Origin of the sequence: Paenibacillus sp. FSL K6-1122 (assembly GCF_037977015.1) — a bacterium.
Taxonomy (GTDB): Bacteria; Bacillota; Bacilli; order Paenibacillales; family Paenibacillaceae; genus Paenibacillus; species Paenibacillus amylolyticus.
On record NZ_CP150272.1, the window covers coordinates 780,623 to 807,086 of the forward strand.

Sequence of the window (26,464 nt, forward strand, 5' to 3'; positions counted from 1 at the left end):
CGGCCTGTAGCCCGATCCGCCCGCCAAAGCGACTGCCCCGCGAGCTACTCAGGGTTTAAAAGCTGTAGCGAGTTAAACGAAGTAACGAGCCAGCAAAAGTTGCCCAGCGAAGAGCGAAGGCAATAAACTTTTAAAAAACAGGCGAGCGTAGCAGCGAAGAAGGGCGGAATCGGGTAGAGGGAGCGAAGCGTCCGCCTTTGGAGCGGAATTTCCCCTGCTGAGGGGGAATGAATAGAAATCCCGAGCCAACAGCGGCCTGTAGCCCGATCCGCCCGCCAAAGCGACTGCCCCGCGAGCTACTCAGGGTTTAAAAGCTGTAGCGAGTTAAACGAAGTAACGAGCCAGCAAAAGTTGCCCAGCGAAGAGCGAAGGCAATAAACTTTTAAAAAACAGGCGAGCGTAGCAGCGAAGAAGGGCGGAATCGGGTAGAGGGAGCGAAGCGTCCGCCTTTGGAGCGGGATTTCCCCTGCTGAGGGGAAATGAATAGAAATCCCGAGCCAACAGCGGCCTGTAGCCCGATCCTTCCGCCGAAGCGGCTGCCCCGCGAGCCCTCGGGTTTTAAGAGTTGCCCCCGCGAATGAGCCGAAGAAATCCCGAGCCAACAGCGGCCCACAGCCCGATCCGTCCGCCAAAGCGGCTGCCCCGCGAGCCCACGCATTTTTAACCTATATTGCACTCGTAAAAAAAGGAGGATGTATTTCAATGACACCTGACCAGACAGAATCAGGCACATCTGCAAGTAAGAATGTTTCAGCAGCTACAGGTCACACCTACTGGGTCATTCCGGATGGTTACATTCCCCCGGAGAGCCGGGGCACATTGGAGAGTCATGAGAGCATCTGTGTACTGAACACCAGTGCCACGGATGCGGATCTGCATATCACGATTTACTTTGAAGACAGAGAACCACTCGAGGGTATTGTCGCCGAAGTGCCAGCGAGAAGGACGAAGCACATTCGCACTGCATCGCTACGATCCGGGGAGCAGTCTATTCCGCCGGGCGTGCCTTATGCGATTACGGTTTCGAGCAATATCCCTGTTATCGTCCAGTACAGTCGTTTGGACACGACCCAGCCTGAATTGGCTTTGATGAGTGTCATGGCGTATCCATTAGGATAACTTCCCCAATCGACCGCATAGCTGGAGATGGTAAGAAGCCCCGTAACCTTGCATCCAATGCAGGTAAGGGGCTTCTATTTTTTCGTTTTATTCACTGTATTTATACGTGCTCGCATTCAGGATATCCACGTGAACCTCCACTTTTCCAAGTTTAAAACGTTGGAGTGGATCCGCCCGGTTATAGACTTCCTGTTTCCATAAGGAAAGGTTGTGGCGATATAAGTGTTCCACAAGACCATATGAATCGATCTTGCGTTCCTTGGTTTTTTCAAACGTATCTCGGATTTGGGATTCGATCTGTTTCTCGGCTTCTTGTTCCATGGCATCTGGAGACCGAGGAGCCCCATGATCTTCGGTGATGGCGCTTTTGACCGTGGTAACCAGATCAAAGGTGATGCCATCACCTTGCTTCTTCGCCTTGATTTTTGTCTTGGGATGATGAAGCAACAAGGTTAAATCAGGAGTTTTTCCACTATTCCCATATACATATAGTGGGTACTGATGTACCCGCTCATAATTTACGTATCGTGTACCATCTGCGTCTGCTCCTGCAACTCTACCCTGACTTGTACCTTTGGATATCACATAAAATCCATCCATTTTAACAAGGGGAGGCGTTTTATCGCCGTTGAACCAAGTCTCGTTCCTCGTTGAAACCGAGGGTAAAAGAACGACGGAAGCGGGTTCCCGTAATCCATCGAGAAGCTGATGGAGCCGGATAGGTTCGTAACCAGAATGCTGTTTGTATAGTCTCATGGGCTCAAATAATTCAATGGTCTGGGCGGATTGGTTCAACAATGCAGAGGGAGAGAGTACATCCGGAATGTTATGCTCTGTAGCGTAGATCCAGGGTGTATATCTCAATTGGCCTGAATGAAGAAGTGTATTAAAGATATCCTCCAGTCGACCATCCAAGACTCTTTTGGATAAAACAATAGCTTTAACATGAGTCCAGAGCGTTAGCTGCTGTGACGTTTCATACAAGTCGTTAATAGCCATGTTCAGTGTTGTACCCTCGCCCCGTCCAGTCCAGATATCCCTAGTCTCCCGGGAAGTTGGCGTTTCCTGTTTTGCAATACTGGAGAAGTCAATCAGTTGGGCATACGCAATATACTGGTTATCTACATAATCAATTCCTATCGCCGTAATGAAGTTTATACTTTGCACCTCTTTGGAATCCCAGCACCCCGTTAACAGGATCATGCAGCTTATAAGAAGGCCGCTTATGGATGCCCATCGTTTCACGGGCGTTTCCTCCGGCGAGTAGAATCCTGTGTATGAAGTGCTTCTGGGCGCTTGGTTCTTTTCATGGAAGGTGGCATGGATACGGCCTGAGTGAAGTCTCCGGGAATGTAGGGAGATACAGGTGACAGATAGGATACGCCATAACATTCCAAGGATACGAGATGCACCAACAGGGCCAAAAGTCCGATCATAAAACCGAATAATCCAAGAATGGAAGAGATGAGTAACATCCCGATCCGGATATGGGCAGTAGCCCCGCTTAGCACAGTGTTCACGAGAATATAACTAGAGATGACCGAGATCGCTACCGTGACAATAATGGTAGGGGACGTAATCCCGGCGCGAATGGCAGCATCTCCAATAATAAGCCCGCCGACAACGCTGACCGTTTGCCCCAACGCACGTGGTAATCTACGCCCTGCTTCGTTGAATAGCTCGAACATAAAAATCATTAGGAACGCTTCCAGTGTCACCGGCATGGGCAGGCCCATTCGAGTGCCAGCAATCGTTGCCAGAAGAGGCAGGGGAATCTGTTCCACATTGAAGCTAGTCAGGCCAATATAGAAGGCAGGAAAGAAACAGGCGATCAGCAGTCCTGAAATACGTAATATCCGTTCAAAAGTAACGATAAAAAAGGGTGTACTTTCGTCCTCCGGAGACTTCAATTGATTGAAAAGTGTAGTTGGTGCGATGACCGCTACAGGAGAACCTTCAATGAGAACGGCAAAACGACCGTTTAACAGGGAATCAACGACAAAATCAGGACGCTCGGTATTATCTGTAAGTGGAAAGATACTCCGAATCCCTCCCATGACAGCTCGTTCCATGATTGAGGTACCCAGAATGCCATCAATCTCAATCTGATCCAGATTGTGCCGAGCTTCTTTCAGAATGTCTGGATTGATAATATCTTTTACATATAGAAGTCCAATGGCTGTCTGGGTACGACCGCCTTTGACATATTTCTCATAACACATCGAAGATGTTTTCATTCGTTTGCGTATAAGGGCCACGTTGGTAGTGAGTTCTTCGGTGAATCCATCGCGCGGGCCTTTAACTGATGTTTCAATAGCTGATTCTTCTGGACTGCGTCCCGGGATATCAGCAATATCCACACTGCAGGACTGCACACCATTGCCGAAAATGATCACTAGTTGTCCACTAAATATCAACATATTAAGCTTGTTAGTATCTGTGAGGTCATCCAGCGGATTCAAGGTTAATCCCAGTTCTTTAGGGTGTGATTCCTCAATGATCAGGGAGTGCTGTTCCAGACGGGGAATAATAAATTGGTTAATTTGTTTACCGTCGACGAGACCGTCGCAATAAAGCAGAATTACGGGCTGATCAGATTCATCTTTGACAGGAAAGGTCTGAATAACGACATCTGCACATGGATTGAACTGCTCTTTCAAAGAGGCAAGCAGTGTCTCATGGGACGTGGTGTCAATCGCTTGATGCTCCATGATGTTTCCTCCTCTGATGGCGTGAATGGATAAAGGCAACCGTCGTTGCGATAATCGCAAGTCCGCTCAGATACACAAGATTGAACGGAAATATGTATTCGACCAGAAGCTTTTCGAAGGTCATATCATCCAGAGGATACAACATGGTTAGAATAAAGAAGACACCTAACGAGATACAACTGATAAGCCTTCTGGTAGAGCTCTTAATATTCCATATTTCTACTACAATATACATGGCGAGACTAATCCGGGTGAACGAGCCTGCGAGCCACTGGTAGATGGAAAAGAAGTCGGTCTGTGCGATGTATTTGCCCAAGGAGGCGATTCGCCATTCTTCAAAGGCGGGATATCGCATTTTGGCAGCCTCAAAAGGATCAAATTCCACAATCGCCCCGATGAGTGGGCCGACTGTCAGTCCCACAAGAATGAGTGCGAGCATCAGATACTGCCATACACGTATACGTTTGGTGAGGTGAGGCTGGATATACCAGATGAACAGCAGTTCAAACATGCCTGCAAGACTGTAAATCATGCCATTCAGCACTGGATGCCAGCCATGTTCTAACATAGGCAGTAGACGACTGTAATCCTTATATTGAGTGTTCACAATTGCAACATAGAAGCCCAGCAGTACCACCAGTGGAAGGATCAATCCTGCCGTAAATGCCAGTGAACGAATACCTTTATACGCAGCGTAGGCACAGAGAGTCATCAAAGCAATACTGGTTACCAATATTGGCGTTTCTGTCAGGTAATTTGTTTTGGCCCAAGTCGTGGTTTCGTGCAGGGTGAAATAGATTGCGCTCAGAAAAAAGAGACTGTTACCAACTCGAAAGAACAGGCCAATAGGCTTGCCGAGACGGGATGTTAACCATTCATGCAGGGTTTGATGCTGGAGGAAACGAGAGACATAGGCGAGCATTAGCGCAAATATCAGAAATGGTCCTGCTGATAACAGGACGGAAATCCAAGAATCCCTTTTGGCCGCAGCTAAAAGGGCAGGAATAATCAGAACATGGCTGATCAAGCCAACGGACAACATGATCAACATCATAGCTTGTAAAAAAGAAGGCTGTGTTCGTTTCATGCTGAGGGGTCTCCTTTTCCCAATAGACTGTCCTCAGCAGTGTTAACGTGATTGGAGCGCTTCATACCGTCAGACGAAATAACGAATACCCATGGCTTCTTTTACCTCTAAGATCGTTTCCCGAGCCGCTCTCCAGTCAAAATGCGGGGGTTGGGGAGGATGGGAGCGTATAACTCGTTGAACCGGCGAACCAACTTCCGCGCTGTCTCAATATGGGGAATCATGCTTTTATCCCACTGACCAGCCTATGTTTGCGACCGCTCATATTGGTGCCTAGCACACCGGCGATAATCAACAATGCACCAATATAGTGATGGCTACCCACTGGTTCATGCAATATCCATGCACCTCCTACGATGGAGATGAGCGTGGACAGATTGCTGAATACACTCATTTGCGAAGCCTCCAGATGGGTCAGGGCATAGCTCGCGAGCAGGGTGGAGATCATGGTGGAGAGAATTGCCAGATAAGCGAGTGCACCCAGATAGGATGTATCTCCAAGTGGTTTGATATAGTCCATCATGGAACCGCTTGACGCATGTCGGATCAGGGAAGCGGCGTTAAATACAATACAGCCAACCATCAGTGTGACCCAGGTTAATTCCATTGGTTTATACTTCTGGGTTAATGGTCTTGCAAGCACACCATACCCTGCAAAACAGACTGTGGATAGTAGCAATAATGCAATACCCTTCAGGTTACTCATAGATACGCCGCTTCCTTGCATCATGAAAATAAAGACCACTCCAGCAACAGATAGAAGCAGGAATAGCTTCTGCATCGTTGATGTGCGTTCTTTCAGGAAAACTGAAGCGAGAACGAGTGTGAATACAGGGGCCATGGCCTGAATAATACCCGCTTCCGATGAGTTGGAAGAGACAAGTCCAAAGGCTTGAAAGGCAAAAAATAAGACGGGAGATAAAAGCCCCAGTGGAATGATGCGCCACAGATCACGAAGGCTCAGTCGGATTTTGATCCAGCCAAAAATGACAGGAATGCTGACAACGATCAGCGACAGCGCGAATCGGTGGGCAAGCACATCAATGGGATGTGCAACAGTGACGGTCATTTTAACAAATAAAAAAGATAGACCGATAATAGCTGCGTACAATACAGCTGCGATATAGGCGTATCCCCGAGTGTGTGTTGTGTTCATGAATGCTCCTCCAATACAGTAGTCATAGCGCTTTATCTTTCATTATCCTGAATTATGTCAGGTTCGAGGCATGTGCTGGCCTTATTCAATATACTGCCAGGTGCATCGTGCTACAATAGATAAAAGGTTAAACTGTATCGGTACAGTTGTTGGAGAGGGATGGGTGCATTGAGAAAATACGAAGTGATTGCCGAAGCGTTAAAGCAATGGATTCAGGAACAGATGCAGCAGCAGGATCGTCGCCAGTGGGCAGATAAGGGCATTCGACTGCCAGCAGTTCGAGTTGTAGCAGAACAATATCAATGCAGTGTAAGCACGGCTATTCGTGCATATGAGTGGCTGGAACAGCGGCATTTGGTGTATGCCATACCTCAATCCGGTTATTATGCCGTACAGAACGGGACAGGTGCTCAGGACATGGACTGGCAGGGAACGTTGGACTTTGCTTCAGCTGCTCCCGATCCAAGGGTGTTCCCTTATGCAGACTTTCGTCACTGTGTGGATCAGGCGATGGAGAAGAAGCAGGCAGAGTTATTTATGTATGGCACGGATCAGGGATTACCTTCGCTTATTCTGCTGTTGCAGAAGCAGTTTGCGGATTATCAGGTGTTTGCGAGAACGGAGCAGTTTTTTATCACGTCAGGTGTGCAACAGGCACTGGCTGTACTTGCATTGATGCCTTTCCCCAATGGAAAGAGAAAAGTACTGCTTGAACTACCGACCTATCATAATATGCCCTCCCTACTGAGTGGATTAAATGTGCCGATTGCCGGTGTGAGACGTGCTCTGGACGGGCTGGATTGGGCATCACTTGAACGTCAGTTCGCTGAGGAAGATATCAAGTTTTTCTATGTCATGCCGCGCTTTCACAATCCGATTGGCACATCTTTGACTGTTGCTGAGAAAAAGAAACTAATCCGGCTTGCACAGCGGTACGATGTCTATCTGGTGGAGGACGATTATCTGGCTGATCTGGAGGACAATACGAAACAGGACCCGCTATGGTCCTATGATACCGGAGGCCGAGTCATCTATCTGAAGAGTTACTCCAAAATTTTGTTTCCAGGTCTGCGCATTGGTGTAGCTGTTCTGCCCTCACCACTAATTCAATCTTTTGGGGCTTACAAAAAAATGCTCGATATCGACACTTCTGTTCTGTCTCAAGCTGCTCTGGAGATCTATGTCCACAGCGGAATGTTTGCTCATCACAGGAAAGTGATTCGTAACCGCTATGCTGCCCGGATGCACACGGTGCATGAGCAATTGGACACATATCCAGACTTTGCTCCATTTATGGACGCTCCTCGAACAGGAGGGGAGCATACCGTATTACCTTTGGCGGGTGATGTGCCGCTTCGTGTTCTGTTGTCCCGGCTCCAAAAGCGCGGAGTCATCGTTGATACGACAGAACGGTATCATCCGGAGGGAACATATCAGGCGCATAAGGATCAGATGTTGCGCTTGAACATCTCCAATGTGCCGAAGCAGCGAATCGAGGAAGGGATGCAGAAGATCCGTGAGGAAATTTTGAAACTTCAGATCAGGCAGAAATAAATTGAAAAATCGGAATGTTGTCCCCGTAAATAACAAAAGGCGTCCACACAAGTTGATCACTTGTTGGACGCCTTCTCATTGAGTTGCTATCTATCAACGATGCAGCTTGTACGCTACATTGTGAATGGAAATATCTAATTTATTCCTGAGCCATCGCCTTGAAGGAAGCTTCTGCGGCTTCCAATGTAGCCTGAACATCCTCGTCTGTATGAGCCGTGGTCAGGAACCAGGCCTCATATTTGGATGGAGCCAGGTTAATACCACGGTCCAACATGTGACGGAAGAAGGAAGCAAACAGCTCTCCATCCGTGTCTTGAGCATGATCGTAGTTCGTAACCGGATGGTCACAGAAATGGGTGGAGAACGCACCGCGGATCCGGTTGATCGTCAGTGCAATCCCATGACGGTCAGCAGAAGCTTGCAGACCTGCCGTCAGATCGATAGCAAGGCGTTCCATTTCTTCGTATACACCCGCCCCTTGCAGGACCTCCAGACATGCGATACCAGCCGAGATGGATGCAGGGTTACCAGCCATCGTTCCCGCCTGATATGCCGGTCCGAGTGGAGCAACCTGCTCCATAACATGTTTGCGTCCGCCGTAAGCACCGATTGGCAGGCCGCCACCAATAATTTTACCAAGAGCCGTCAGATCGGGTTCAATCTCAGCATGATTATCGAGTCCGGCATACGTCTGAGTAGAACCGTAATGGAAACGGAAAGCCGTAATGACCTCGTCGTAGATAACCAGTGAGCCGTTAGCACGTGTCATGGCACAGAGGCCTTCCAGGAAGCCAGGCTCCGGCATAACCATACCGAAGTTCCCAACGATCGGCTCAACCATGACCGCGGCAACATCATCACCCCAGCGCTCCAAAGCATCCTTCAGTGCTTCCAGATCATTGTAGGGCACAGTAATGACTTCTTGTGCAATACTGGCTGGAACTCCCGCACTGTCCGGGATACCCAGCGTAGAAGGGCCAGAACCGGCAGCCACAAGCACCAGATCTGAGTGACCGTGGTAACATCCGGCGAATTTTACGATCTTGTTACGTTTGGTGTAGGCACGAGCTACCCGAATCGTGGTCATGACTGCTTCCGTACCGGAGTTTACAAAACGCACTTTATCCATGGAAGGAATAGCTTCCTTCAGCATTTTGGCGAGCTTGATCTCAAGCTCTGTTGGGGTACCGTACAGCACGCCATTTGCTGCTGCTTCCGTAATGGCCTGCGTAATATGCGGGTGGGCATGTCCTGTAACAATCGGACCGTAAGCGGCCAGATAATCAATATAACGGTTGTCATCGACATCCCAGAAGTGGGCCCCTTGGGCTTTTTTCATAAATACAGGTGCACCGCCACCAACGGCTTTGAACGAGCGTGATGGGCTGTTAACACCTCCTACAATATGTTCAAGTGCTTCTGCGTATAGAAGTTCGGAACGGGAACGTGATGTATTCATAAGATAACTTCCTTTCGTAATGCAAAATATGATAAAGAAACAAACCACAGAAAGATATGATGATTTTCTCATAATAGTATAGCCGGGCACAACGAGAGGGCAGCGTAATGGCTGCCCTCTGCATGTTTAGATTACTGAGCCGGTTGCTCTGACTTCTGATCGTCACCACTGGCTGTTTTATCTTCGGTGCTGGTTGTACTATCATCCGTTGTAGCAGGCGGGTGAATAATATCCTGAATATGCTGCTTCAATTTCTCTTCATTGGTAACCGTCAATACTTGCGCACCGCCTGCTGTACGTTCTTCTTTCAGCAGGTTCATTGGCGGAATCTGCTCACTGCCGTTCATGCTGCTCTGGTATCCGAGTCCACCCAGCTTCCACATATCGGAAAGCGTGAGATTTGTATCTACGTAAGGATTAACCTGTTCCAGAATGGCAGGCAGTTTGGCAATGGTAGTTGTTGACTGCATTTTCGCTGTTACAGCTTTCAGCAATTCACGCTGACGTTCGGACCGAGCGAAATCCGACATCGCATCATGACGGAAACGAACGTACATGAGCGCTGTCTCGCCATCCAGATGCTGATATCCTTTTTTGAGATCAATATCGTATTCGTTATTGTCTGCTTTACTTGTATAGTGCATGTCTTTCTCCACATCAAAATCAACACCGCCAACGGCATCCACCAATTTGATGAATCCCTGGAAATCCGTATACACATAATACTGTACAGGAATGCCGAGCAGGTCGCCGGCAGCTTGCATCGCTGCATTAGGGCCATGGGTGATAGCGGTGTTGATCCGCTCCTTGCCATATCCGTCAATATTGACGTAAGTGTCGCGCAGAATGGAGAACAGATTGATTTTTTTGGTCAGTGGGTCGAGCGATACAACCATCATGCTGTCGGAGCGAGGAACTTCACCTTTTTTCAATCCACGTGCATCGACACCCATAACGAGAATATTTACCGTTTCTGTGCCTTCCCATTTGGGTGGATCAGGAGTATTTACTTTCTCCACATTTTCGATGCCTGCAAATGGTGAATCGTCGCCGTCCTTTGCCAAACCGTCCAACTGATTGAGAATAGAACCGAAATAATATGCCGCTGCTCCTCCAATAATTAACACGAAGGCGGCAAGAGAAATCCATATGGTTCTCTTCGTCTTTCTGGTCATGCTAGCTCTCCTTTGTATTTGAGATGAAATAAAAAAACGAGTTCGAGTATTCAAGTAAGATCTAGTCGGAGCTTTCCGTACACATCTTTTCCCAACATAAGGGCAGGACGCGGCTCCATACTATTTTAAAGCTTGCTGAATTTTGACTGATACCATTATAATTTCTTTTTGGGCTACAAGCAATTTCAACAAAATCCAAGTGAGGTATAATCATGCTGGCGATTGATGTCAAAGATTTGCGCAAGTCGTTTAGCGTCCAGAAAAGCCGAGGTGGGCTGAAGGGCGCGTTCCAGGACCTGTTTGCACGTCAATACCAAGAGGTATTGGCTGTAAATGATATTTCGTTTCAGATTCCGCAGGGCGAAATATGCGGATATATTGGGGAGAACGGTGCCGGTAAATCAACAACGATCAAGATGTTGACCGGCATTTTGGTGCCTACTTCAGGGCAAATATCGGTTGGTGGATATGTTCCGTATCAGGAACGGGAGAAGTTTGTACAGAATATTGGTGTTGTTTTTGGTCAGCGCAGTCAATTGTGGTGGGATATTGGTGTTATCGAATCCTTCCATTTATTGCGCAAAGTATATCGTGTCGGAGAGGTCGATTTCCGCAAACGGCTGGATGAACTGGTTGAGCGGTTGCAGCTTCAGGACCTGCTAAGCCGTCCGGTACGGAAGCTCAGTCTCGGTCAGCGCATGCGCTGTGAGTTAGTTGCAGCATTATTGCATAACCCGAGTATTGTTTTTCTGGACGAGCCAACTATTGGTTTGGATATTGTGGTGAAGTCGGAAATTCGGGATTTCTTGAAAGACATGAACAAGGAGCATGGAACGACCATTCTGCTCACAACCCACGATTTGCAGGACATTGAGGCACTGTGTTCCCGGGTCATCATGCTTGATGCAGGCAACATCATTTATGATGGAGGTCTGGATCATCTCAAGTCCCAGTGGGGTAAGGAGCGGGAGATCCGTTTCAAATTTGGTTCAGCTCACAACATCAGTCAGATGCAGGAATGGACTGCTGCGTTGCCTGTACGTTGGACGGTTGAGAATGAATTGTCCGCATCCGTATGGATTCCGCTGGAACTGAACGTTTCGGATGTACTCGGACGTGTCGTTGGACAAGCTGATATTACCGATATTCAGATTATCGAGATTAACACGGATGAGATTGTGCGCAGTATTTACCAATCCGGTTCCGCCGAGCGTCCCGAGATTGTGGGAGCAGGGAAAGAAGCGGTGGGTGTATCCTGAGATGAATAGTGCATTTATTGATTTTATGCGCATCCGTTTTCTAACGATGCTGGCATACCGGGTGAATTATTACTCCGGCATTTTGATATATACGCTGAATATCGGCGTGTATTACTTTACCTGGCAAGCTATTTACGGTAGCAGTGGTGAACTCGGCGGCTTCACGGCAGCGCAGATGACCACTTACATTGCTGTATCCTGGATGGCACGTGCCTTTTACTTTAACAACCTGGACCGGGAGATTGCCGCAGATATACGGGATGGCTCCATTGCGATTCAATTCATCAGGCCGATCAATTACGTTATGGTCAAAATGATGCAGGGTCTTGGCGAAGGTATTTTCCGCTTCCTGCTGCTCATGATTCCGGGGATGCTCATTGCCATTCTGCTGTTCCCGGTTGAATTGCCTACGGCGCCATCGGCGTGGATTGGCTTTCTCGTCATGCTGTTCTTCAGTTTCCTCATTAATTCCCAGATTAATGTGATAACGGGACTGGCGGCATTCTTTGTGGAAAACAATGAAGGCATGATGCGTATGAAACGCGTTGTGGTTGATTTGTTCTCCGGTCTAATCATCCCGATCAGCCTGTATCCAGGCTGGATGTCTGCGGTGATGAAAGTATTGCCTTTTCAGGCCATTACGTATCTGCCCGGTTCTGTGTTCACTGGAAGAGTGGAAGGTACCGCCATCTGGAGTGTACTCGGTATTCAGGTGTTCTGGTTTGCCGTACTGCTGCTTCCGATGGTATTGATCTGGCGTAAGGCGCGCAAGCGTCTGTTCGTGCAAGGGGGATAACAGATATGTACTATATGGGTCTGATCTGGGAATATTTGAAAAATTACATGAAAACACGACTCACGTACCGTGCTGATTTCTGGGTGGAGATCCTATCGGATCTGCTGTTCCAGGCAACCAACCTGATCTTTATCTTTGTGGTGTTCCGCCACACGGATAACTTGGGCGGCTGGAGTGAGAGTGAAGTGCTCTTTGTTTATGGATATTTTATGGTGCCCTATGGCATCTTCAGTTGTTTTATCAATCTGTGGGGATTCAGTGAGCGGTACATCGTCAAAGGTGAGATGGATCGGATCCTGACACGTCCAGCACATAACCTGTTCCAGATATTGCTTGAAAATGTGGACCCGCCTGCACTCGTGGGCTCGTTTATCGGCTTGATCATCATGATCTTCAGCGGAGCAGAGATGGGTCTGATGCTGGAGTGGTGGCATATCCCTGCCTTAATTATTTTGGCACTCAGCTCAGTCATGATCTATGCCGGCATCTATACCACCCTGACTTCGTTGTCCTTTTATTCGGACGCGCCAACAGGTATCCTGCCGTTGATGTATAACATTCAAGGATATGGACGCTACCCGGTAACGATCTATAACCGTGCTATTCAGGTGCTGTTAACCTGGATCATTCCGTTTGCCTTTGTGGGGATCTATCCCGCAGCGTTGTTCCTGGAGAGGTCCGAGATGCATCGCATGGCGCTGCTTACACCTGTGATGGGATTGGTGTTTGGCTCGATGGGCTTGCTGTTGTGGAATTTTGGCGTGAAGCGGTATCGCGGAGCAGGTTCATAATAACGCCCTATAGCATTTCATGGGGGAGATTAGGGAGGAACTGACATGACGTTAAATGTAGGCGAATTGGCACCGGATTTTGAGCTTCCGTCCAGTACGGGAGAATCAGTAAAGCTTTCGGATTACCGCGGACAGCGGGTACTGCTTTATTTTTACCCCAAGGATATGACCTCGTCCTGTACGCAACAAGCTTGTGATTTCCGGGATCGACATGCTGAATTTGAAGGGCTGAACACGGTCATTCTCGGAATCAGCACCGATCCGATGAAACAACATGACAAGTTTATCGCCAAATATGGACTGCCTTTCACCTTGTTGTCGGATGAAGAGCACGTTGTAGCCGAGCAATACGGTGTATGGCAGCTGAAGAAAATGTATGGCAAGGAGTACATGGGTATGGTTCGCTCCACTTTTCTGATTGATGAAGAGGGGAAATTGATCAAGGACTGGTCCAAAGTTCGGGTCAAAGGACATATCGAGGCTGCGCTTGAGGCTTTGAAGACATTGTAATTAATGAACTAGACATGTGTGAATAAATACATCTTAACCGTTTCATCATTAAAGGCTGTGCTTCGCGGAATTTACCGTGAACACAGCCTTTTTAGGTGGGCAATCGTTTATGATTGGTTGAATTGTTCTTGCTCTTGCCCGAACGAAGCCGGTGCACAAGCAGTAGGAATAGCGGAATAATAAAGCTTACCGTGATATCCCAATCCACCCAAGCGGGCATGATCGTATTGGTGTAGAAAATGACATTGGGAGAAATCAGTACAGCTAACGCGAATAATAACATCGCTGATGGCAGGATGAGAGGTTTATATGTCTTTAACCGAAATAGCTGAGCTGTTCCAACGACAAAGGAGAACATATACAGCAGACTCTTGAAATAGGTAGCAATTAACCAAGCGGTTGCCATGAACGCCTCAATTCGCTCGAAAAAATTCCCGATATTAATTTTCTGGGACAGGGTATAGGAGATGTAGATGTCATGCTGGGTCAGAAAGGGGCCAAATATCATCAGTGAAATGACCAACAATGTGGTTAGTAACAGCCCTCCACATAAAGTAGCGAGTAACATGTCACGTTTGATGTGAGGCCCGGACATCACATAAGGAAGAACCATGGTGATCACGATGAGTTCACCAAAGGAAGTGAATGCTCCTCTAATGATAGACTGCATCAGATGAAGCCAAGGGGTGTTCAAGTAAGGCTGTAGATTTGAACTATCTACTTTGGGCATCAGCCCCATAAATAATAGAATCATAAATGCAACAACGATTGGGGTCAGCATTTCACTGCTTCCTCCTATTGTATGCAAGCCATGCATAAGCCCCCAGACCAGAGCGCACATAAGGATAATTAGAATGACTCGGATGGGGGTCTGAAGGTAGATCTGTGTGGTCATAAAGTCACCGACTTCACGGATACATATGACAGCGCCTATGGCGAAATAAAATAGATATGCAGCTGCTAAAACAGACCCTGCCCACCGGCCAAGTATTTTTTGGCAGATTTCAATAAGAGAAAGATCAGGATGCGTCTGATGAAGTTTGTATAGCACCCACATGATGAGCATGCCGATCGGTTGACCGATAAGAGAACAGATCCACGCATCCTGTTGACCCGAAGCAGTAACCACGGAGGGGTAGAGTAGAATCATGTCCCCAATCATGACGAGAAAGGTAAGGACTGCAAATTGCCTAATGGTGATTTTCTCCTTAATTAACATAGACACCGTTCTCCTTCTCTATATTCAGCATGGATGACTTTCATGGATGAACTCCATTTTTCCATCTAAACCAGGCTCCTTCCCTCAAAAAAAGCACTCATTCCTGTGAGGAATTGTTTGGAGTAACCGATGATGTTCTGTAAGACTTGAGCAATTGTATCAGCAGGAGACAACCCGGCAGAATGATCCCCAGTGTAGTATCCCAATCTACCCAATATGGAACAATGGTGATCACGATAAAAGTAATGCTTGGTGAGATCAGATTGGCTAATCCGAACACAAGTATGGACGCAGGGAGTACCAGTATCTGATACTGCTTAAGCTTGAACAGTTCCGCACAACCAACAATAAAGGCGTATAAGTATATCATCGCTTTGAAGTACGTAGAGATCAGCCAGGAAGAGGCCATAATGGCTTCAATACGTTCAAAAAAGTTCCCAATACTGATTTTCTGGGACAAAATAAACGAAGCATATATGTTATGTTGCGTAAGAAAGGCACCCAAGACCAGCAACGATATGGTAACGAGTGTTGCCAATACCAAACTACCTAGGCCAGCTGCAATAATTACGTCCCGTGTTCGATGAGCCTGCTTGGCAACATAGGGCAGTATCATCATGATAGGAACGACTTCACCGATTGGATATATAATGCTTACCAGAATGCCTTGCGAGATAGAGACAACACCCGTATCACTTACTGGCTTCAAATTTCTGATATCAATCTGAGGAAGCAGGCAGACTGCAAGAACGACAATAAACACAATAACGACGGGCATCAGTAGTTCACTACTTCGCCCCATCGCCTCTAATCCATGAGACACTCCCCAGGCGATCACGATGACGAACATCAGAATGATGATGCGAAGGGGAGTGTACGGGAAGATTTGAGTGGTCATGAAATCGCCGACTTCTCTCGTATGTGTGGAAGCGCCAATAATGAAAAAGAACAGGTAGAAGCAGGAAAAGAAAGTACCTGGCCAGAACCCTAGAATGCTTCGTGCCATCTGCACCAGATTTTTTTCTGGGTGCATGCTACATAGCTTCAGGAACATGGCCATCAGTGCCATCCCCAGAGGAACGCCTATAAAAGCGCAAATCCAGGAGTCTTGTTTGGCATAGGACGTGATGACCGAGGGGTAGATCAGCATCATATCCCCGACCACCATCATAAAGATGAGCGTGGTCAATTGTCTTGTTCCAAGGCGCCCCTGTTCCAGCATAATGGTCCTCTCCTTTTTCTAGGTTCCCGTCAGATGTGCCAGGAATTGATTAACAGGTTCATAGATCCACATGATGATATAGAGTGGACTGGGGAAATCCCACAGGTTGGCTGCAATCACACTGAACCCTGTGGCTATGACGAGCATTCCGCTGTACACTGCTGTTTCCCTCCATTCCTTGCGACGGATGAGACCTGGAAGATCAACCAAGCCTACAAGGCCTCCTATGACAATGACAGTAATTGTAATTAACATCCGGTCTCACTCCTTCAAATCCTCCTTGAATGAATCATCCAGTGTACCTACACGTTTGATCTGTGCATTGGCTTCATATTTAACATCCAGATTCTCAAAATATTGATCCCAATCCTTTTCAATTTTCTTGAAAAATTTAGGATCGGCATGATAAACTTCCTGACCGAATCCAAAAATGTCAATATGGAACTTTCGCCGCACTGAATTCACGGATTTTTCCATCAGTTCTATCAATCGCTCCTCACTGTCCTTTTCCAACTCTTTGAGTGTTTTCATCGAACCAATTTTGATTCCACACTCTACTGCACCAATGGAAGATACATTTTTAATTTTGATGTGGATCACAGGTTGGTCATCAATGACCTTTGCTTTTCGTTGAGTCTTGGTGCGAAGGGTTTTAAAAGTCACATTTCCTCCTTTTCGGCAAGGCAGGTGACCTATGGTAGATACGACATTGTCGCGGATATAGTTGTACCCTTTGGATTCATCTTCCGTTAACCAGCCAATCAGTTTGTCTTTTTTGAATACACTCAATCCTGTTGAAACTAGACGAGCTTTGGACTTAATCGTCGCAATATTGTCTTTGCTTCCGCTTCTCTCTGAATTGCCAAAAATCTCTACACCAGTGATTACGGGTTGTATTCCGGAAGTAAGCATATATTCCATCAACTGATCACCGGTTACAGTCGTTGTAGGAGACCAGGTCTTGGCAGACACGTCCAGAGAATTAAATAACTTCTCTGCAGGTAAATTCTCTAATGGAGTAAGTGTGTCCAATACCTTGGAAGCTGTAGTATTTCGAGCAACCATGACGTAATAATCGGGCCGGACAGTAGGTTCTCGCATTAATGCTTCCATAACATCGTAGATGCCCTCTTTACGGGCATATTCTTCACTGAACACCAGTACACGGATATGTGCCATGAATATACGGCGTGGGCTTGTCTCGGTCAGCTTTTGAATTGCTTCAAACAGCGTGGGCGCCGACGCTTCGTACAGCGTGACAGGAGTGCCATTGCCTCCCCCTGACTTGGAGGAAACTTCATTTGGCACAACGACCTGAGCGCTCACTTTAATCAAATCGCCATCCTTGTCTACACCAAGACCCAGCATAATGCCAAGTTCATTCAGCTCCTGGCGATCCCAGCATCCGGTAAGGAGAGGGAGTAGGAATGCAATGCATACAATTAATCGGAAGCACTTGTTCATACGTTGTTCTCCTTACCGAATTAACGCTTCGTTTTTTTTGTGGTTTGTCTGGTTTTGTTCGGTGTACCCGTAGAGAGTGGCCGTGTTTTCATACGGGACCAGGGCACACGAAACAGCGTATCCTTCAGATCTTTCTGAATTAGAGGTGCAAAGGGGGACATATATGGTACGCCAAAAGAACGCAAGCTGCACAGGTGTGTAACCGTAATGAGCAGAACAATTAGAATACCGTAGAATCCAAAAGCTGCCGCGAGTATCATCAATACAAATCGCAAAATTCGGACAGAGATAGACAGTCCATTCTCTGGAATGACATAACTGGATATGGCCGTTATGGAAACGATAATAACCATTGCTGCGGAGACAACTCCTGCATCTACGGCGGCTTGGCCAATGACCAGTGTTCCGACAATGGAAACGGCCTGACCGACCGTTTTCGGAATACGTATACCTGCTTCTCGCAAAATTTCATAGGTCAGTTCCATCAGTATGGCTTCAATGAAGGCGGGGAAAGGAACGCCTTCACGCTGGGCTGCCAGACTGATGAGCAGGTTGGTCGGCAGCATTTCCTGGTGAAAGGTGGAAATGGCAATATAGAAGGATGGAGCTAGTAAAGCGATAAAAAAGGACAGATAACGAATCAAGCGAATCAATGTGCTGATATCGGCCCGTTGATAGTAATCCTCCGGCGATTGGAAGAAATGCACGAACAAGGCGGGAACCAGCAGCACAAAAGGCGTACCGTCCACGATGATGGCTACTCTACCCTCAAGCAAAGCAGCACAAACCGTATCTGGACGTTCACTATTGTAAACCGTGGGGAATAAAGTTCTGGTTTCGTCTTGTACAAGTTCCTCGATATATCCACTCTCAAGGATACTGTCGATATCGATCTCATCGAGTCTTCGACGCAGTTCTTTTACAATCTCCTGATCCACGATATGTTCCAGATAGAGCACAGCCACTCGGGTTTTGGTAACCTGACCTATTTCTCTTTCTTCGATCCAAAGATGAGGATTACGGATTCGTTTGCGGATCAATGATGTGTTGGTACGCAGGTTTTCGTTGAAGCCTTCCATAGGCCCCCTAACGACGGTTTGGGAGACAGGTTCTCCAACGGATCGATCTTCCCAGCCTGCTGCACCAATCTTCAATCCTCGTACAGATCCTTCAAGCAGTAAGATAGCTGATCCCGAAAGAAGTGCATTCATTACTTCATCCATATCATCGACCAGCAATACATCACTGGCGATCAAGATATCATTCTGGAGGTAGCTGAGATGTTCATCGTCTGCAGAGAATTCAGGGAGATCACGCTTTTGCAATAATGATTCCATAATGGAGTGATTCAGGATCTGCACATCCACTAATCCATCAATGTACAACATGACTGCAGGCCATTTATGTAAACACTGGAGAGGGCGCATCATCAAGTCGTTGCTGTTCCCCATCACTTCCTTGCAGTATTCCATATTTTCGCTTAGATCCGGAGAGATTTGCCTCTGATCTTGGCGTTCCAGCGACGATTCACTCATGCCTTCACCTCACTATACACCCTATATTTTCAAGTTAGTATGACCTGGATGAATTCGGATTATCACAAAAAAAAGGAGCTGCGATTATTCGCAACTCCTTGCCTGCTTATTATAGATGGACTTTTGTCCGAATTTACTTTTGTCTTTGTCGAACAGGGGCTGGCTTGGATACGGTGGATCTTGCTGCCCATGCTTTGCGGTAACGATAGAACACGGCTACGATGAGCAATAGGCCGATTCCTCCCACGATATATGCTGCATATTGATGAGCCAGATGGAATACGGCGTTCCACTGAGGGCCAAATATTTTGCCAATGCCCAGAAACAATACAACCCAGAACAGTGCGCCTGAATAGGCGTAGAGAGCGAATTTGCGAAAGGGAACAGCGGCTATGCCCGCGAAATACCCGGTGAAATGCCTTACACCCGGAATGAAATAACCGATGAAGATTAAGGCATTACCATACTTGGCAAACCACTTTTGCGTTTTATCGAGCTTGTCCTGCTTCATCAGAAACCATTTTCCGTATCGTGTTATAAAGGGCAGTCCTGCTTTGGCTCCAATAAAATAAGTGATGGTCATGCCAATCGTTGTTCCCAGAAAAGCCAGTATGGTGAGGATTCCGAAGTCCAGATGCCCCTTGTAGGAGAGAAACCCTGCGTAAGCCATCGTTGTTTCACCAGGAAAGGGAAGTGCGATGAATTCAAGCAACAAGCCAAAAAACAAAACGCTGTATCCGTAGGACCCAAACAGATGTTGGATCTTCTCAAGCAATTCCAATAGATTTCACTCTCCTGAATACGGGGTGGGAGCATGAATACTCTCCAAGGTGTTTTAATGTGTTCTGCCTGTTCATTATGCTACCTAATCTGAAGCGAAGAATCAATCAGGCTACATAGCAAATTGTGAAAAAATATTAAACAAAATCACGTCTTTTTTCAATGTAGCCTCCATATAATTCTAACAAATCTGCTGAAGTCTATCAGCAAATTACTAGAGACGGTGGAGGTCGATTCGTAAATGGTACAGAGACCGGAATTCAGAATCAAGAAATTAGGGGGAAACTCTGCAACAACCATACATATGTTTTTAGCTGGACAGTGGTCTGTCATTCTCATGCGTATTGCGATATTGTTATGTGCATTTGCTGTATATGCAGGCACGGCTTATGCATCTTCTGCTTCCGGCTCAGGTGATCCAATCCCGGAAGATAAGAATACTCAAGACAAGGTAGTTTATCTGAGTTTTGACGATGGACCGGGTAACCATACCCGTGAAGTATTGGATATTTTGCGTAAGGAGAAGGTTTTGGCTACATTTTTTGTGCTGGGTGAGCAGGCAGAGCGGTATCCGGAGTTAATCCGTGGGCTTGTGGAGGATGGACATGCTTTGGGCAATCATACGTTTAATCATCAATACGAACAGCTGTACAGTGATTTTAAAGTGTTCTGGAAACAGATTAAGCAGACAGAGGAAGTGCTGGAGCGTATAACCGGTTTCCGTCCGAATCTGGTGCGAGCACCAGGCGGTACCTACGGGCATTTTGACCAGAGTTATTTTGATTTGCTCCAACTGGGTGGATACACCGTCATGGACTGGAACGTCGACAGTGGAGATTCCAAGCGTAGAGGTGTTCCGGCCAAAGAGATCCTCAGCAATTCCACCAAAGTACCTGCGGGAGCACGTTCCGTCATTGTCCTGATGCATGACGGTGGTGCACATGCTGAAACGGTAAAAGCACTTCCGGGTATTATCAAATATTATCGTGATCATGGATATCGTTTTGACACCATAAAGAGTACGGATCAACCAGTTCAATTCCGTGTACATCCAGATGGTAAGTATAAGGCCCGCAAGGCGCCAGGAAAGGCCTGGATCGCAGAGCATGTAGAAGCGAACGCGACGTTATGGCTTGCAAGCAAGAAGTTGAAGGTAGAGGTGGGATTGGTTGCAGCTACCTTGCAACCGGGCGAGTTCCGCATGGAGGGGCAGCGAATCATGGTGCCATTGCGTACTTTCATGAAAAAATTCGGGGGCAGCACTCGCTGGGACTCTGAAACAAGGACGGCCATAGCAGTATGGAAGGAAAGAACGATTCATGCAGACAGTGTGAGTGGAACACTGACTACAACCGGGGCAATTGAAACGGGAGCAGTACAGAGTCAAGGTGGAACCATCTGGGTTCCGTTACGTGAGCTACTGGAGCAGATGGGGTTGAGGGTGAATTCCTTAACCAGTAATGAAGCAGAGTGGACGGTAAAGGCGGGCACTTCCAGATCCATTTCGGCAATGAACAACATATTTATGTATAAAATGATCTGAAGAAAGTCATTCTTGCAGGACTATTCTCTCTACTTCCGGGCAACACTGAATCATAGATTACTATGGTTCAGGAATGCTGATGAACGGAAGGAGATCAGAGAAATGTCTTATATCCGAATGGAACATGAACATGCTGTTGAATTGTTAAACAGGGTCATGAAGCGTGTTGAGAGTGTGATTATTGGCAAAAAAACAGAGATTCGTTATGTCCTTACCGCAATGCTCAGTGGAGGTCATGTACTTCTGGAAGATGTGCCGGGTACCGGGAAAACGATGCTGGTTCGTGCCGTTGCTTCTGCACTGGACTGCTCCATGGGCCGGATTCAATTCACGTCCGATGTCATGCCGGCAGATGTTACGGGCACTTCAATCTATCATCCACATACAGCTGAATTCAAGTTTCGGCCCGGACCCGTCATGTCCAACGTTGTCCTGGCTGATGAAATAAATCGCGCTTCACCACGCACTCAGTCTGCCCTGCTGGAGGCAATGGAGGAACGACGTATTACGGTTGATGGCACAACCTATGCCTTGCCACGCCCGTTCTTTCTGCTGGCGACACAGAACCCGTTACAGTTCGAAGGTACGTACCGTCTGCCTGAAGCGCAGCTGGATCGATTTATCATGAGAATTGGACTGGGGTATCCCGATCCGGAACAGGAATTGGAATTGTTAACCCGCATGCAAGGTAGAGAAGCGATTGATGAACTTCGCCCTGTCCTGCTTGCTGAAGAGGTCGTAGCCATGCAGCGTGAAGTCAAACAGGTACATGTTGATCCGGTCGTTAAACAGTATCTGGTGGCTGTTGCTGTAGCCTCTCGCAGCCTTCCGGCGGTCAGACTGGGCATCAGTCCGCGTGGAACACTGGCCTGGATGGCTGCGGCGCAGTCATTTGCCTATCTTCAAGGGCGCAGTTATGTCATTCCGGATGATGTGAAAGAGGTAGCGGTGCCTGTCCTTTCCCACCGTATTCAATTGAAGGCCCAGAACAGAGCGGAGGTTTGGGGGCAAGTACAGGTCATTGAAGAAGCATTGTCATCGGTCCCGGTACCTGTACAGATGGCATCACAGGGAAGGGGACGGAGGCAATGACTGCGCTGGGACAACGGATTGTGAGTGCTGTCTTGGTGGTGGCTTTTGCTTCCTTGTATCAGTGGCATGGGGGCAAAGCGGCGTTGTTTCTATCCGTTATAGCTTTCTTGATGTTCACAGGAGGTCTGTTTTTCCATTGGTTCGGACCACGGCGTATTCACATCCGTCGGAAAATACACACGAACCGGATTGAGGCAGGCGAGCAGGTACGGGTTCTGGTCGAACTGGAATTCAATTGCCGTATTCCATTGTTATGGATCGTTCTGTGTGAGAACACACCTGCAGGTGTTCATCGCAAATTGATTTTCCCGGGAACACGGCGACAATTTTCCTATCAATATGAATGTTCCGGGTTACGCAGAGGAGTCTACAGATGGGATACGGGCAGATTGTATTGGGGTGATATGTTTGGCTGGAATACCCTCTCGGCAGAGACCGCAGGAGGTACACCCCTGATTGTTGTTCCTCAAGCAACGGCTTGGGGGAAGGGTGATTCGGTAGAATTCACAGCGATGATCGAAGGGACTTTGTCAGAGCGAAGAAATAGCCAGGGTAACCGTAGTCCTGAGTTCCGTGAATATCAGCAGGGTGACCCACTGGGACGAGTTCATTGGAAAAGTACAGCTAAAACGGGAAAACTTCAGACCTTTCTGCCTGATACCACGGATCTGGCCTCGCTCGGCATCCTTGTGTATGAAGGCGCGTCGGGTTATGACGTAAAACAACGGGAGAACATGGATGCACCTGCTTTTGAACGAGTGGTTCGTGCAGCTGCCCGCTGGATTCATACCGCTGAGCGGGATGACATTCCTTATCATCTGTGGATGGAAGGCGGCGATAAGAGCTATGCTGCACAAGATCAATGGCAACATGGGCCGTTTCATGCAGATGATGAGAATCATGGACTGGACAAGTTAGCGGGGGCACGAATATCCAAAGCACAATCAGGCTCTATTTCGCTTCGAACGGAGATGCTGGATGGACTGACGAGTGGGTCGCGAATTGTGGTTCTCACAGGTAAGATGGATCAGGTTCTGGCCGAATGGATCATAACTGCAATCGGGTCGGGTTATCGTGTAGAGGTGCAATTGACTGAAGCGAACCAGGACCAATTAGGATCAACGGATAGATTGATGAATGGATTGGGATATGACAGCTTAAGCTTGGAGCGGATTCGTCACAGCGGGGTGCCGATCCATGCGGTTACAGACGTTGCGTTATCTTCATTGGGAAAGGTGGAGGTAACGGATGTGGGAGCGTAATGGTAACCAGCAACCAAATTCCACTGTGGTCGGCTTAGAGTCAATGGACCGTACGAGAATAGAATCGGCCTATTCTGTATATAAAACTGTGAACCAGAATTCTGTGACGGACATAAAGGATGAGGGATATGTTAGCGTACCTGTCCTGTACAAAATTTTTATTTCGGCCATTTTACTTATACTGTCTCTGGAGTGGATATATCCTGTTACATCAACAGATCAGCAGGGCAGTGAACGGTTCTTGTCCGTAATGGCGGGATTAACGGGAGCATTGTTGCTCGCGGGGTTAATTCGTACAGGATGGATCACCGGAGTACTGATCCGATTATTCATTGCACTCACTGCGCTATGTCTGATGTACGGAGGAAGTGATCCTGTCCGTTGGGCCGTTGCATACCCTGGGATACTTTCAGCGGATATGGACACGTTTATAAATAACTGGCGATTCCACTCGATTAGTACAGAAACGAGAGGTTTGTTCATGATGTGCGGCTGGAGTATGCTCATGGCTTCTGTGCAATCCCTCGTATTGTTACGTCGAAGCGTGATGCTGTTTGGCAGTGCAACGCTGCTCTATTTGCTTTTGCTTGAATCCTTTGCGGGGCTGGATGTGTATGCTTCCGTAATACGGTCTGTCCTATGGACTTTTCTTATTCAGGCTCTGCTTCAGCTACTACGTCTCAATGGAGGAGTCACGACTCCGAGTTATCGCGGCAGCCCCTATGGCCGTTGGAGTGCAGTAACTATCGTTGCTTCTGCAGGTATGGTACTTCTCTCCGCGTTACCTGGCCAGTTTGCTTCCATTCCTCAACCTGAACGCATATCTCTGGAACAGATGGGTGAACGCATAGCTCGCTGGGCAGGTTATACACAGCACAGTAGTATCCCTGCTGCAACGGCAGTCACGGGATATAGCACAGCGGACGCGCCTATGGGAGCACCGTTGGTGCAGGGGAACTCCATCTTTTTTATAGCAAAAAGTCCAAAAGTGACGTATTGGCGAGGGGAGACCCGTTCATATTATAACGGTAGTACTTGGAGTGATCCGGGTCAAAGCTTCGAAACGGCAAGTCCATCCGGAATGCTGCGTGCTGATGGTTGGGAGAATCCAACCTATTGGAGTCGCATTCGCCAAACTGTCACGATGCAGCGAGAGTGGAAAGGACCAAATCCACTCTTTACCGGAGGCACACCGGTCAACGTAACGTTCCAGGATAAGAACAAGGATAATCAGGAAAACATGTTTTCTTTGCTGTCTAATCGCGATTCGGCAACATTGTGGCTCGCGAGCTCCGGAAACGATAAGATAGTTAAACATTATTCGGCAGACGTCATGGTTCCTGTCGCAACACCTGAACAGTTACGTCTTCTTGAGGAAACGAATAAAGGGAAAGATCCGGCAGCCATTCGGAGGGATTATCTGCAATTGCCTGCATCACTCCCTGGTCGAGTGAAGACGCTTGCCAAGGAAATCATTCAAGGCAGTGAGACCCGGTATGACGCTGTGCAGGCCGTCAAGACTTATCTGGCTGCTCATGCCGAGTATACGTTGGATACCCGTATGCCACCGCGTGGAACCGATTTTGTGGATGATTTTCTATTCGTCACCCGGCAGGGGTATTGCAATCATTTCTCTACAGCTATGATTGTGTTGCTGCGTGCAGAGGGTATCCCCGCACGCTGGGTTAAAGGTTTTGGCCCCGGAGTTGCTGACCCGGATGTGCCCAGTCAGTATGTGATTTCACAGGGAGATGCACATTCCTGGGTAGAGGTATATTTTCCGGGTGCAGGCTGGATGCCGTTTGAGGCCACGCCAGGCTTCACCATGGCGCAAGGCGCGGGCGAAGATGTGGCAGCACTTGCCGGGCCGCAGCCTGTTGCGGAGAATCCGCCGTATATGAGCGGCGGATTGGCTAATGTGGGCGCATGGTTGCTCGCCCGCGCACGGGCCATTGCCGCGGAGCCATGGCTCGCGGCAGCCCTTGTGGCAGCGGCCCTGCTGGGCGCCGCTGCTCTGGTCCGCATGCGGCGGCTACGCCCCGCGCTGCGGATAAGGCTGCTGCTGGCGTGGCCGCGCAGCAGCTTTCCGGACCGCGAGCGGCTGCTGCGTGCCGCCGCTCCGGTCTGGGCCGCGCTCGCGCGCCGGTACGGCCCGCGGCCGCCGGGTATGACGCTGCGTGAATATGCAGCGTCACCGGCTTTGGCCACAGGCGCGGACGGCGCGGACATCGCGCGGTTTGCAGCCGACTGGGAACGGCTGCTGTACGGTCCAGACCGTCCGCTGCGCGCGGACAGTCTGAACTTCCTGCGCCGGGCACTTCGTTTGGCCCGGCGGTTGCAGGCGTTGTAACACAAGGATGTCACAACGTTACACCAAAGATGCGAAGCAGCTGCCATACAGTCGCTATCGCTTTCCAATAGAGCTTGGCCACTTGTGGGTAGCTTGCGGGCAGATGAAGATCGCCATTGCTGGCGCACTGTTTTTAAACGCAACGTTTGGTTCATCGCTGCATGCCATACATAAGACGCCTTTCGCGCTGCGCTGCGAACGAGGCGTCTTTCCACGATCATACACTTGAACCAGCATCTTGCTGCCAAGCTTTTCTGTTCGAAATTTCATATTTAGAGGCATTTGGTAATCCTGTTTTGAGATGTCGAAAAAAGGAGTTTCGCCTTTCCTTGACGGTATGTTTTGTCGTTGCGTATAATTAGTTTCATTGAATTGAGGGA

22 protein-coding genes are annotated in these 26,464 nt (G+C 48.1%); 10 read left to right on the top strand and 12 right to left on the bottom strand.

Translation table 11 applies throughout. The annotated features are described in order from the left end of the window. Positions 1-702 precede the first annotated feature (702 nt). Complete coding sequence (locus tag NSQ20_RS03610; protein ID WP_315370613.1) at positions 703-1,119, top strand: sensory rhodopsin transducer; 417 nt, start codon at positions 703-705, stop codon at positions 1,117-1,119. 87 nt (positions 1,120-1,206) lie between these two features. Here NSQ20_RS03610 and NSQ20_RS03615 read toward each other — a convergent pair whose 3' ends face one another. The 4 genes from NSQ20_RS03615 to NSQ20_RS03630 form a co-directional block, all read right to left on the bottom strand. Beyond that, positions 1,207-2,364 (bottom strand): Ger(x)C family spore germination protein, encoded by a 1,158-nt coding sequence (locus NSQ20_RS03615; protein ID WP_340031838.1) that lies wholly within the window; start codon positions 2,362-2,364, stop codon positions 1,207-1,209. Continuing rightward, positions 2,361-3,830, bottom strand: a complete 1,470-nt coding sequence (locus NSQ20_RS03620; protein ID WP_340027647.1) for a spore germination protein — start codon at positions 3,828-3,830, stop codon at positions 2,361-2,363. The genes NSQ20_RS03615 and NSQ20_RS03620 overlap by 4 nt, the downstream gene beginning before the upstream one ends. Then, a complete protein-coding gene (locus NSQ20_RS03625) occupies positions 3,811-4,917 on the bottom strand; it encodes an endospore germination permease (protein WP_340031839.1) in 1,107 nt (368 codons plus the stop codon). Before NSQ20_RS03625 ends, NSQ20_RS03620 begins: the two co-directional genes overlap by 20 nt. 220 nt (positions 4,918-5,137) lie before the next feature. Then, positions 5,138-6,073, bottom strand: coding sequence for a DMT family transporter (locus NSQ20_RS03630; RefSeq protein WP_340031840.1), 936 nt, complete (start codon positions 6,071-6,073; stop codon positions 5,138-5,140). Positions 6,074-6,232: 159 nt separating this feature from the next. Between NSQ20_RS03630 and NSQ20_RS03635 the strand changes: the two genes are divergently transcribed. Next, complete coding sequence (locus NSQ20_RS03635) at positions 6,233-7,627, top strand: PLP-dependent aminotransferase family protein (protein WP_340031841.1); 1,395 nt, start codon at positions 6,233-6,235, stop codon at positions 7,625-7,627. A 139-nt stretch (positions 7,628-7,766) separates the two neighbouring features. Here NSQ20_RS03635 and NSQ20_RS03640 read toward each other — a convergent pair whose 3' ends face one another. Next, positions 7,767-9,086, bottom strand: coding sequence for a glutamate-1-semialdehyde 2,1-aminomutase (locus NSQ20_RS03640; protein ID WP_036668212.1), 1,320 nt, complete (start codon positions 9,084-9,086; stop codon positions 7,767-7,769). Positions 9,087-9,217: 131 nt separating this feature from the next. Continuing rightward, positions 9,218-10,261: an LCP family protein gene (locus tag NSQ20_RS03645; RefSeq protein WP_047841428.1), complete on the bottom strand. Its 1,044-nt coding sequence runs from the start codon at positions 10,259-10,261 to the stop codon at positions 9,218-9,220. Positions 10,262-10,473: 212 nt separating this feature from the next. Here NSQ20_RS03645 and NSQ20_RS03650 point away from each other — a divergent pair, with 212 nt between their 5' ends. The 4 genes from NSQ20_RS03650 to bcp are packed head-to-tail and all read left to right on the top strand — an operon-like array spanning position 10,474 to position 13,617. Beyond that, entirely contained in the window at positions 10,474-11,520 is a 1,047-nt protein-coding gene (locus tag NSQ20_RS03650; protein WP_036614079.1) for an ABC transporter ATP-binding protein, read from the top strand. A gap of 1 nt (position 11,521) precedes the next feature. Further along, positions 11,522-12,316 carry an ABC-2 family transporter protein gene (locus NSQ20_RS03655; protein ID WP_036614077.1) on the top strand — a complete coding sequence of 265 codons (795 nt, stop codon included), beginning with the start codon at positions 11,522-11,524 and terminating at the stop codon, positions 12,314-12,316. Between the two features lie 5 nt (positions 12,317-12,321). Then, on the top strand, positions 12,322-13,107 hold the full coding sequence (locus NSQ20_RS03660) for an ABC-2 family transporter protein (protein WP_036614076.1): 786 nt from the start codon (positions 12,322-12,324) through the stop codon (positions 13,105-13,107). A gap of 45 nt (positions 13,108-13,152) precedes the next feature. Beyond that, positions 13,153-13,617 (top strand): thioredoxin-dependent thiol peroxidase, encoded by a 465-nt coding sequence (gene bcp, locus NSQ20_RS03665; protein WP_036668208.1) that lies wholly within the window; start codon positions 13,153-13,155, stop codon positions 13,615-13,617. Positions 13,618-13,708: 91 nt separating this feature from the next. On the opposite strand, the gene NSQ20_RS03670 is transcribed toward bcp, so the two are convergent. The 6 genes from NSQ20_RS03670 to NSQ20_RS03695 form a co-directional block, all read right to left on the bottom strand. Continuing rightward, positions 13,709-14,836, bottom strand: a complete 1,128-nt coding sequence (locus tag NSQ20_RS03670) for an endospore germination permease (RefSeq protein WP_076320364.1) — start codon at positions 14,834-14,836, stop codon at positions 13,709-13,711. A gap of 97 nt (positions 14,837-14,933) precedes the next feature. Further along, positions 14,934-16,058, bottom strand: a complete 1,125-nt coding sequence (locus tag NSQ20_RS03675) for an endospore germination permease (RefSeq protein WP_076320365.1) — start codon at positions 16,056-16,058, stop codon at positions 14,934-14,936. An 18-nt stretch (positions 16,059-16,076) separates the two neighbouring features. Next, positions 16,077-16,313 (bottom strand): hypothetical protein, encoded by a 237-nt coding sequence (locus tag NSQ20_RS03680; protein ID WP_017690729.1) that lies wholly within the window; start codon positions 16,311-16,313, stop codon positions 16,077-16,079. 6 nt (positions 16,314-16,319) lie between these two features. Beyond that, complete coding sequence (locus NSQ20_RS03685) at positions 16,320-17,522, bottom strand: Ger(x)C family spore germination protein (protein ID WP_051447347.1); 1,203 nt, start codon at positions 17,520-17,522, stop codon at positions 16,320-16,322. A gap of 20 nt (positions 17,523-17,542) precedes the next feature. Beyond that, on the bottom strand, positions 17,543-19,057 hold the full coding sequence (locus tag NSQ20_RS03690) for a spore germination protein (protein WP_051449560.1): 1,515 nt from the start codon (positions 19,055-19,057) through the stop codon (positions 17,543-17,545). A 133-nt stretch (positions 19,058-19,190) separates the two neighbouring features. Further along, positions 19,191-19,838, bottom strand: coding sequence for a DedA family protein (locus NSQ20_RS03695; RefSeq protein WP_036614070.1), 648 nt, complete (start codon positions 19,836-19,838; stop codon positions 19,191-19,193). Between the two features lie 240 nt (positions 19,839-20,078). On the opposite strand from NSQ20_RS03695, the gene NSQ20_RS03700 reads away from it, so the two are divergent. From NSQ20_RS03700 to NSQ20_RS03715, 4 genes are all read left to right on the top strand, one after another. Beyond that, positions 20,079-21,380: a polysaccharide deacetylase gene (locus tag NSQ20_RS03700; RefSeq protein WP_076320366.1), complete on the top strand. Its 1,302-nt coding sequence runs from the start codon at positions 20,079-20,081 to the stop codon at positions 21,378-21,380. A 102-nt stretch (positions 21,381-21,482) separates the two neighbouring features. Continuing rightward, entirely contained in the window at positions 21,483-22,472 is a 990-nt protein-coding gene (locus NSQ20_RS03705; RefSeq protein ID WP_076320367.1) for a MoxR family ATPase, read from the top strand. After that, positions 22,469-23,734: a DUF58 domain-containing protein gene (locus NSQ20_RS03710; RefSeq protein WP_076320368.1), complete on the top strand. Its 1,266-nt coding sequence runs from the start codon at positions 22,469-22,471 to the stop codon at positions 23,732-23,734. Before NSQ20_RS03705 ends, NSQ20_RS03710 begins: the two co-directional genes overlap by 4 nt. Then, positions 23,721-26,084 carry a transglutaminase domain-containing protein gene (locus NSQ20_RS03715; RefSeq protein ID WP_340031842.1) on the top strand — a complete coding sequence of 788 codons (2,364 nt, stop codon included), beginning with the start codon at positions 23,721-23,723 and terminating at the stop codon, positions 26,082-26,084. The genes NSQ20_RS03710 and NSQ20_RS03715 overlap by 14 nt, the downstream gene beginning before the upstream one ends. Positions 26,085-26,464 lie beyond the last annotated feature (380 nt).

Coding starts and splice junctions, on each gene's coding strand:
- NSQ20_RS03675 (WP_076320365.1), bottom strand. CDS start 16,058: ATGCTGGAACAGGGGCGCCTTGGAACAAGACAATTGACCACGCTCATC.
- NSQ20_RS03705 (WP_076320367.1), top strand. CDS start 21,483: ATGTCTTATATCCGAATGGAACATGAACATGCTGTTGAATTGTTAAAC.
- NSQ20_RS03620 (WP_340027647.1), bottom strand. CDS start 3,830: ATGGAGCATCAAGCGATTGACACCACGTCCCATGAGACACTGCTTGCC.
- NSQ20_RS03630 (WP_340031840.1), bottom strand. CDS start 6,073: ATGAACACAACACACACTCGGGGATACGCCTATATCGCAGCTGTATTG.
- NSQ20_RS03640 (WP_036668212.1), bottom strand. CDS start 9,086: ATGAATACATCACGTTCCCGTTCCGAACTTCTATACGCAGAAGCACTT.
- NSQ20_RS03710 (WP_076320368.1), top strand. CDS start 22,469: ATGACTGCGCTGGGACAACGGATTGTGAGTGCTGTCTTGGTGGTGGCT.
- NSQ20_RS03625 (WP_340031839.1), bottom strand. CDS start 4,917: ATGAAACGAACACAGCCTTCTTTTTTACAAGCTATGATGTTGATCATG.
- NSQ20_RS03680 (WP_017690729.1), bottom strand. CDS start 16,313: ATGTTAATTACAATTACTGTCATTGTCATAGGAGGCCTTGTAGGCTTG.
- NSQ20_RS03655 (WP_036614077.1), top strand. CDS start 11,522: ATGAATAGTGCATTTATTGATTTTATGCGCATCCGTTTTCTAACGATG.
- NSQ20_RS03635 (WP_340031841.1), top strand. CDS start 6,233: ATGGGTGCATTGAGAAAATACGAAGTGATTGCCGAAGCGTTAAAGCAA.
- NSQ20_RS03715 (WP_340031842.1), top strand. CDS start 23,721: ATGTGGGAGCGTAATGGTAACCAGCAACCAAATTCCACTGTGGTCGGC.
- NSQ20_RS03650 (WP_036614079.1), top strand. CDS start 10,474: ATGCTGGCGATTGATGTCAAAGATTTGCGCAAGTCGTTTAGCGTCCAG.
- NSQ20_RS03660 (WP_036614076.1), top strand. CDS start 12,322: ATGTACTATATGGGTCTGATCTGGGAATATTTGAAAAATTACATGAAA.
- NSQ20_RS03670 (WP_076320364.1), bottom strand. CDS start 14,836: ATGTTAATTAAGGAGAAAATCACCATTAGGCAATTTGCAGTCCTTACC.
- NSQ20_RS03700 (WP_076320366.1), top strand. CDS start 20,079: ATGGTACAGAGACCGGAATTCAGAATCAAGAAATTAGGGGGAAACTCT.
- NSQ20_RS03690 (WP_051449560.1), bottom strand. CDS start 19,057: ATGAGTGAATCGTCGCTGGAACGCCAAGATCAGAGGCAAATCTCTCCG.
- NSQ20_RS03610 (WP_315370613.1), top strand. CDS start 703: ATGACACCTGACCAGACAGAATCAGGCACATCTGCAAGTAAGAATGTT.
- NSQ20_RS03645 (WP_047841428.1), bottom strand. CDS start 10,261: ATGACCAGAAAGACGAAGAGAACCATATGGATTTCTCTTGCCGCCTTC.
- NSQ20_RS03685 (WP_051447347.1), bottom strand. CDS start 17,522: ATGAACAAGTGCTTCCGATTAATTGTATGCATTGCATTCCTACTCCCT.
- bcp (WP_036668208.1), top strand. CDS start 13,153: ATGACGTTAAATGTAGGCGAATTGGCACCGGATTTTGAGCTTCCGTCC.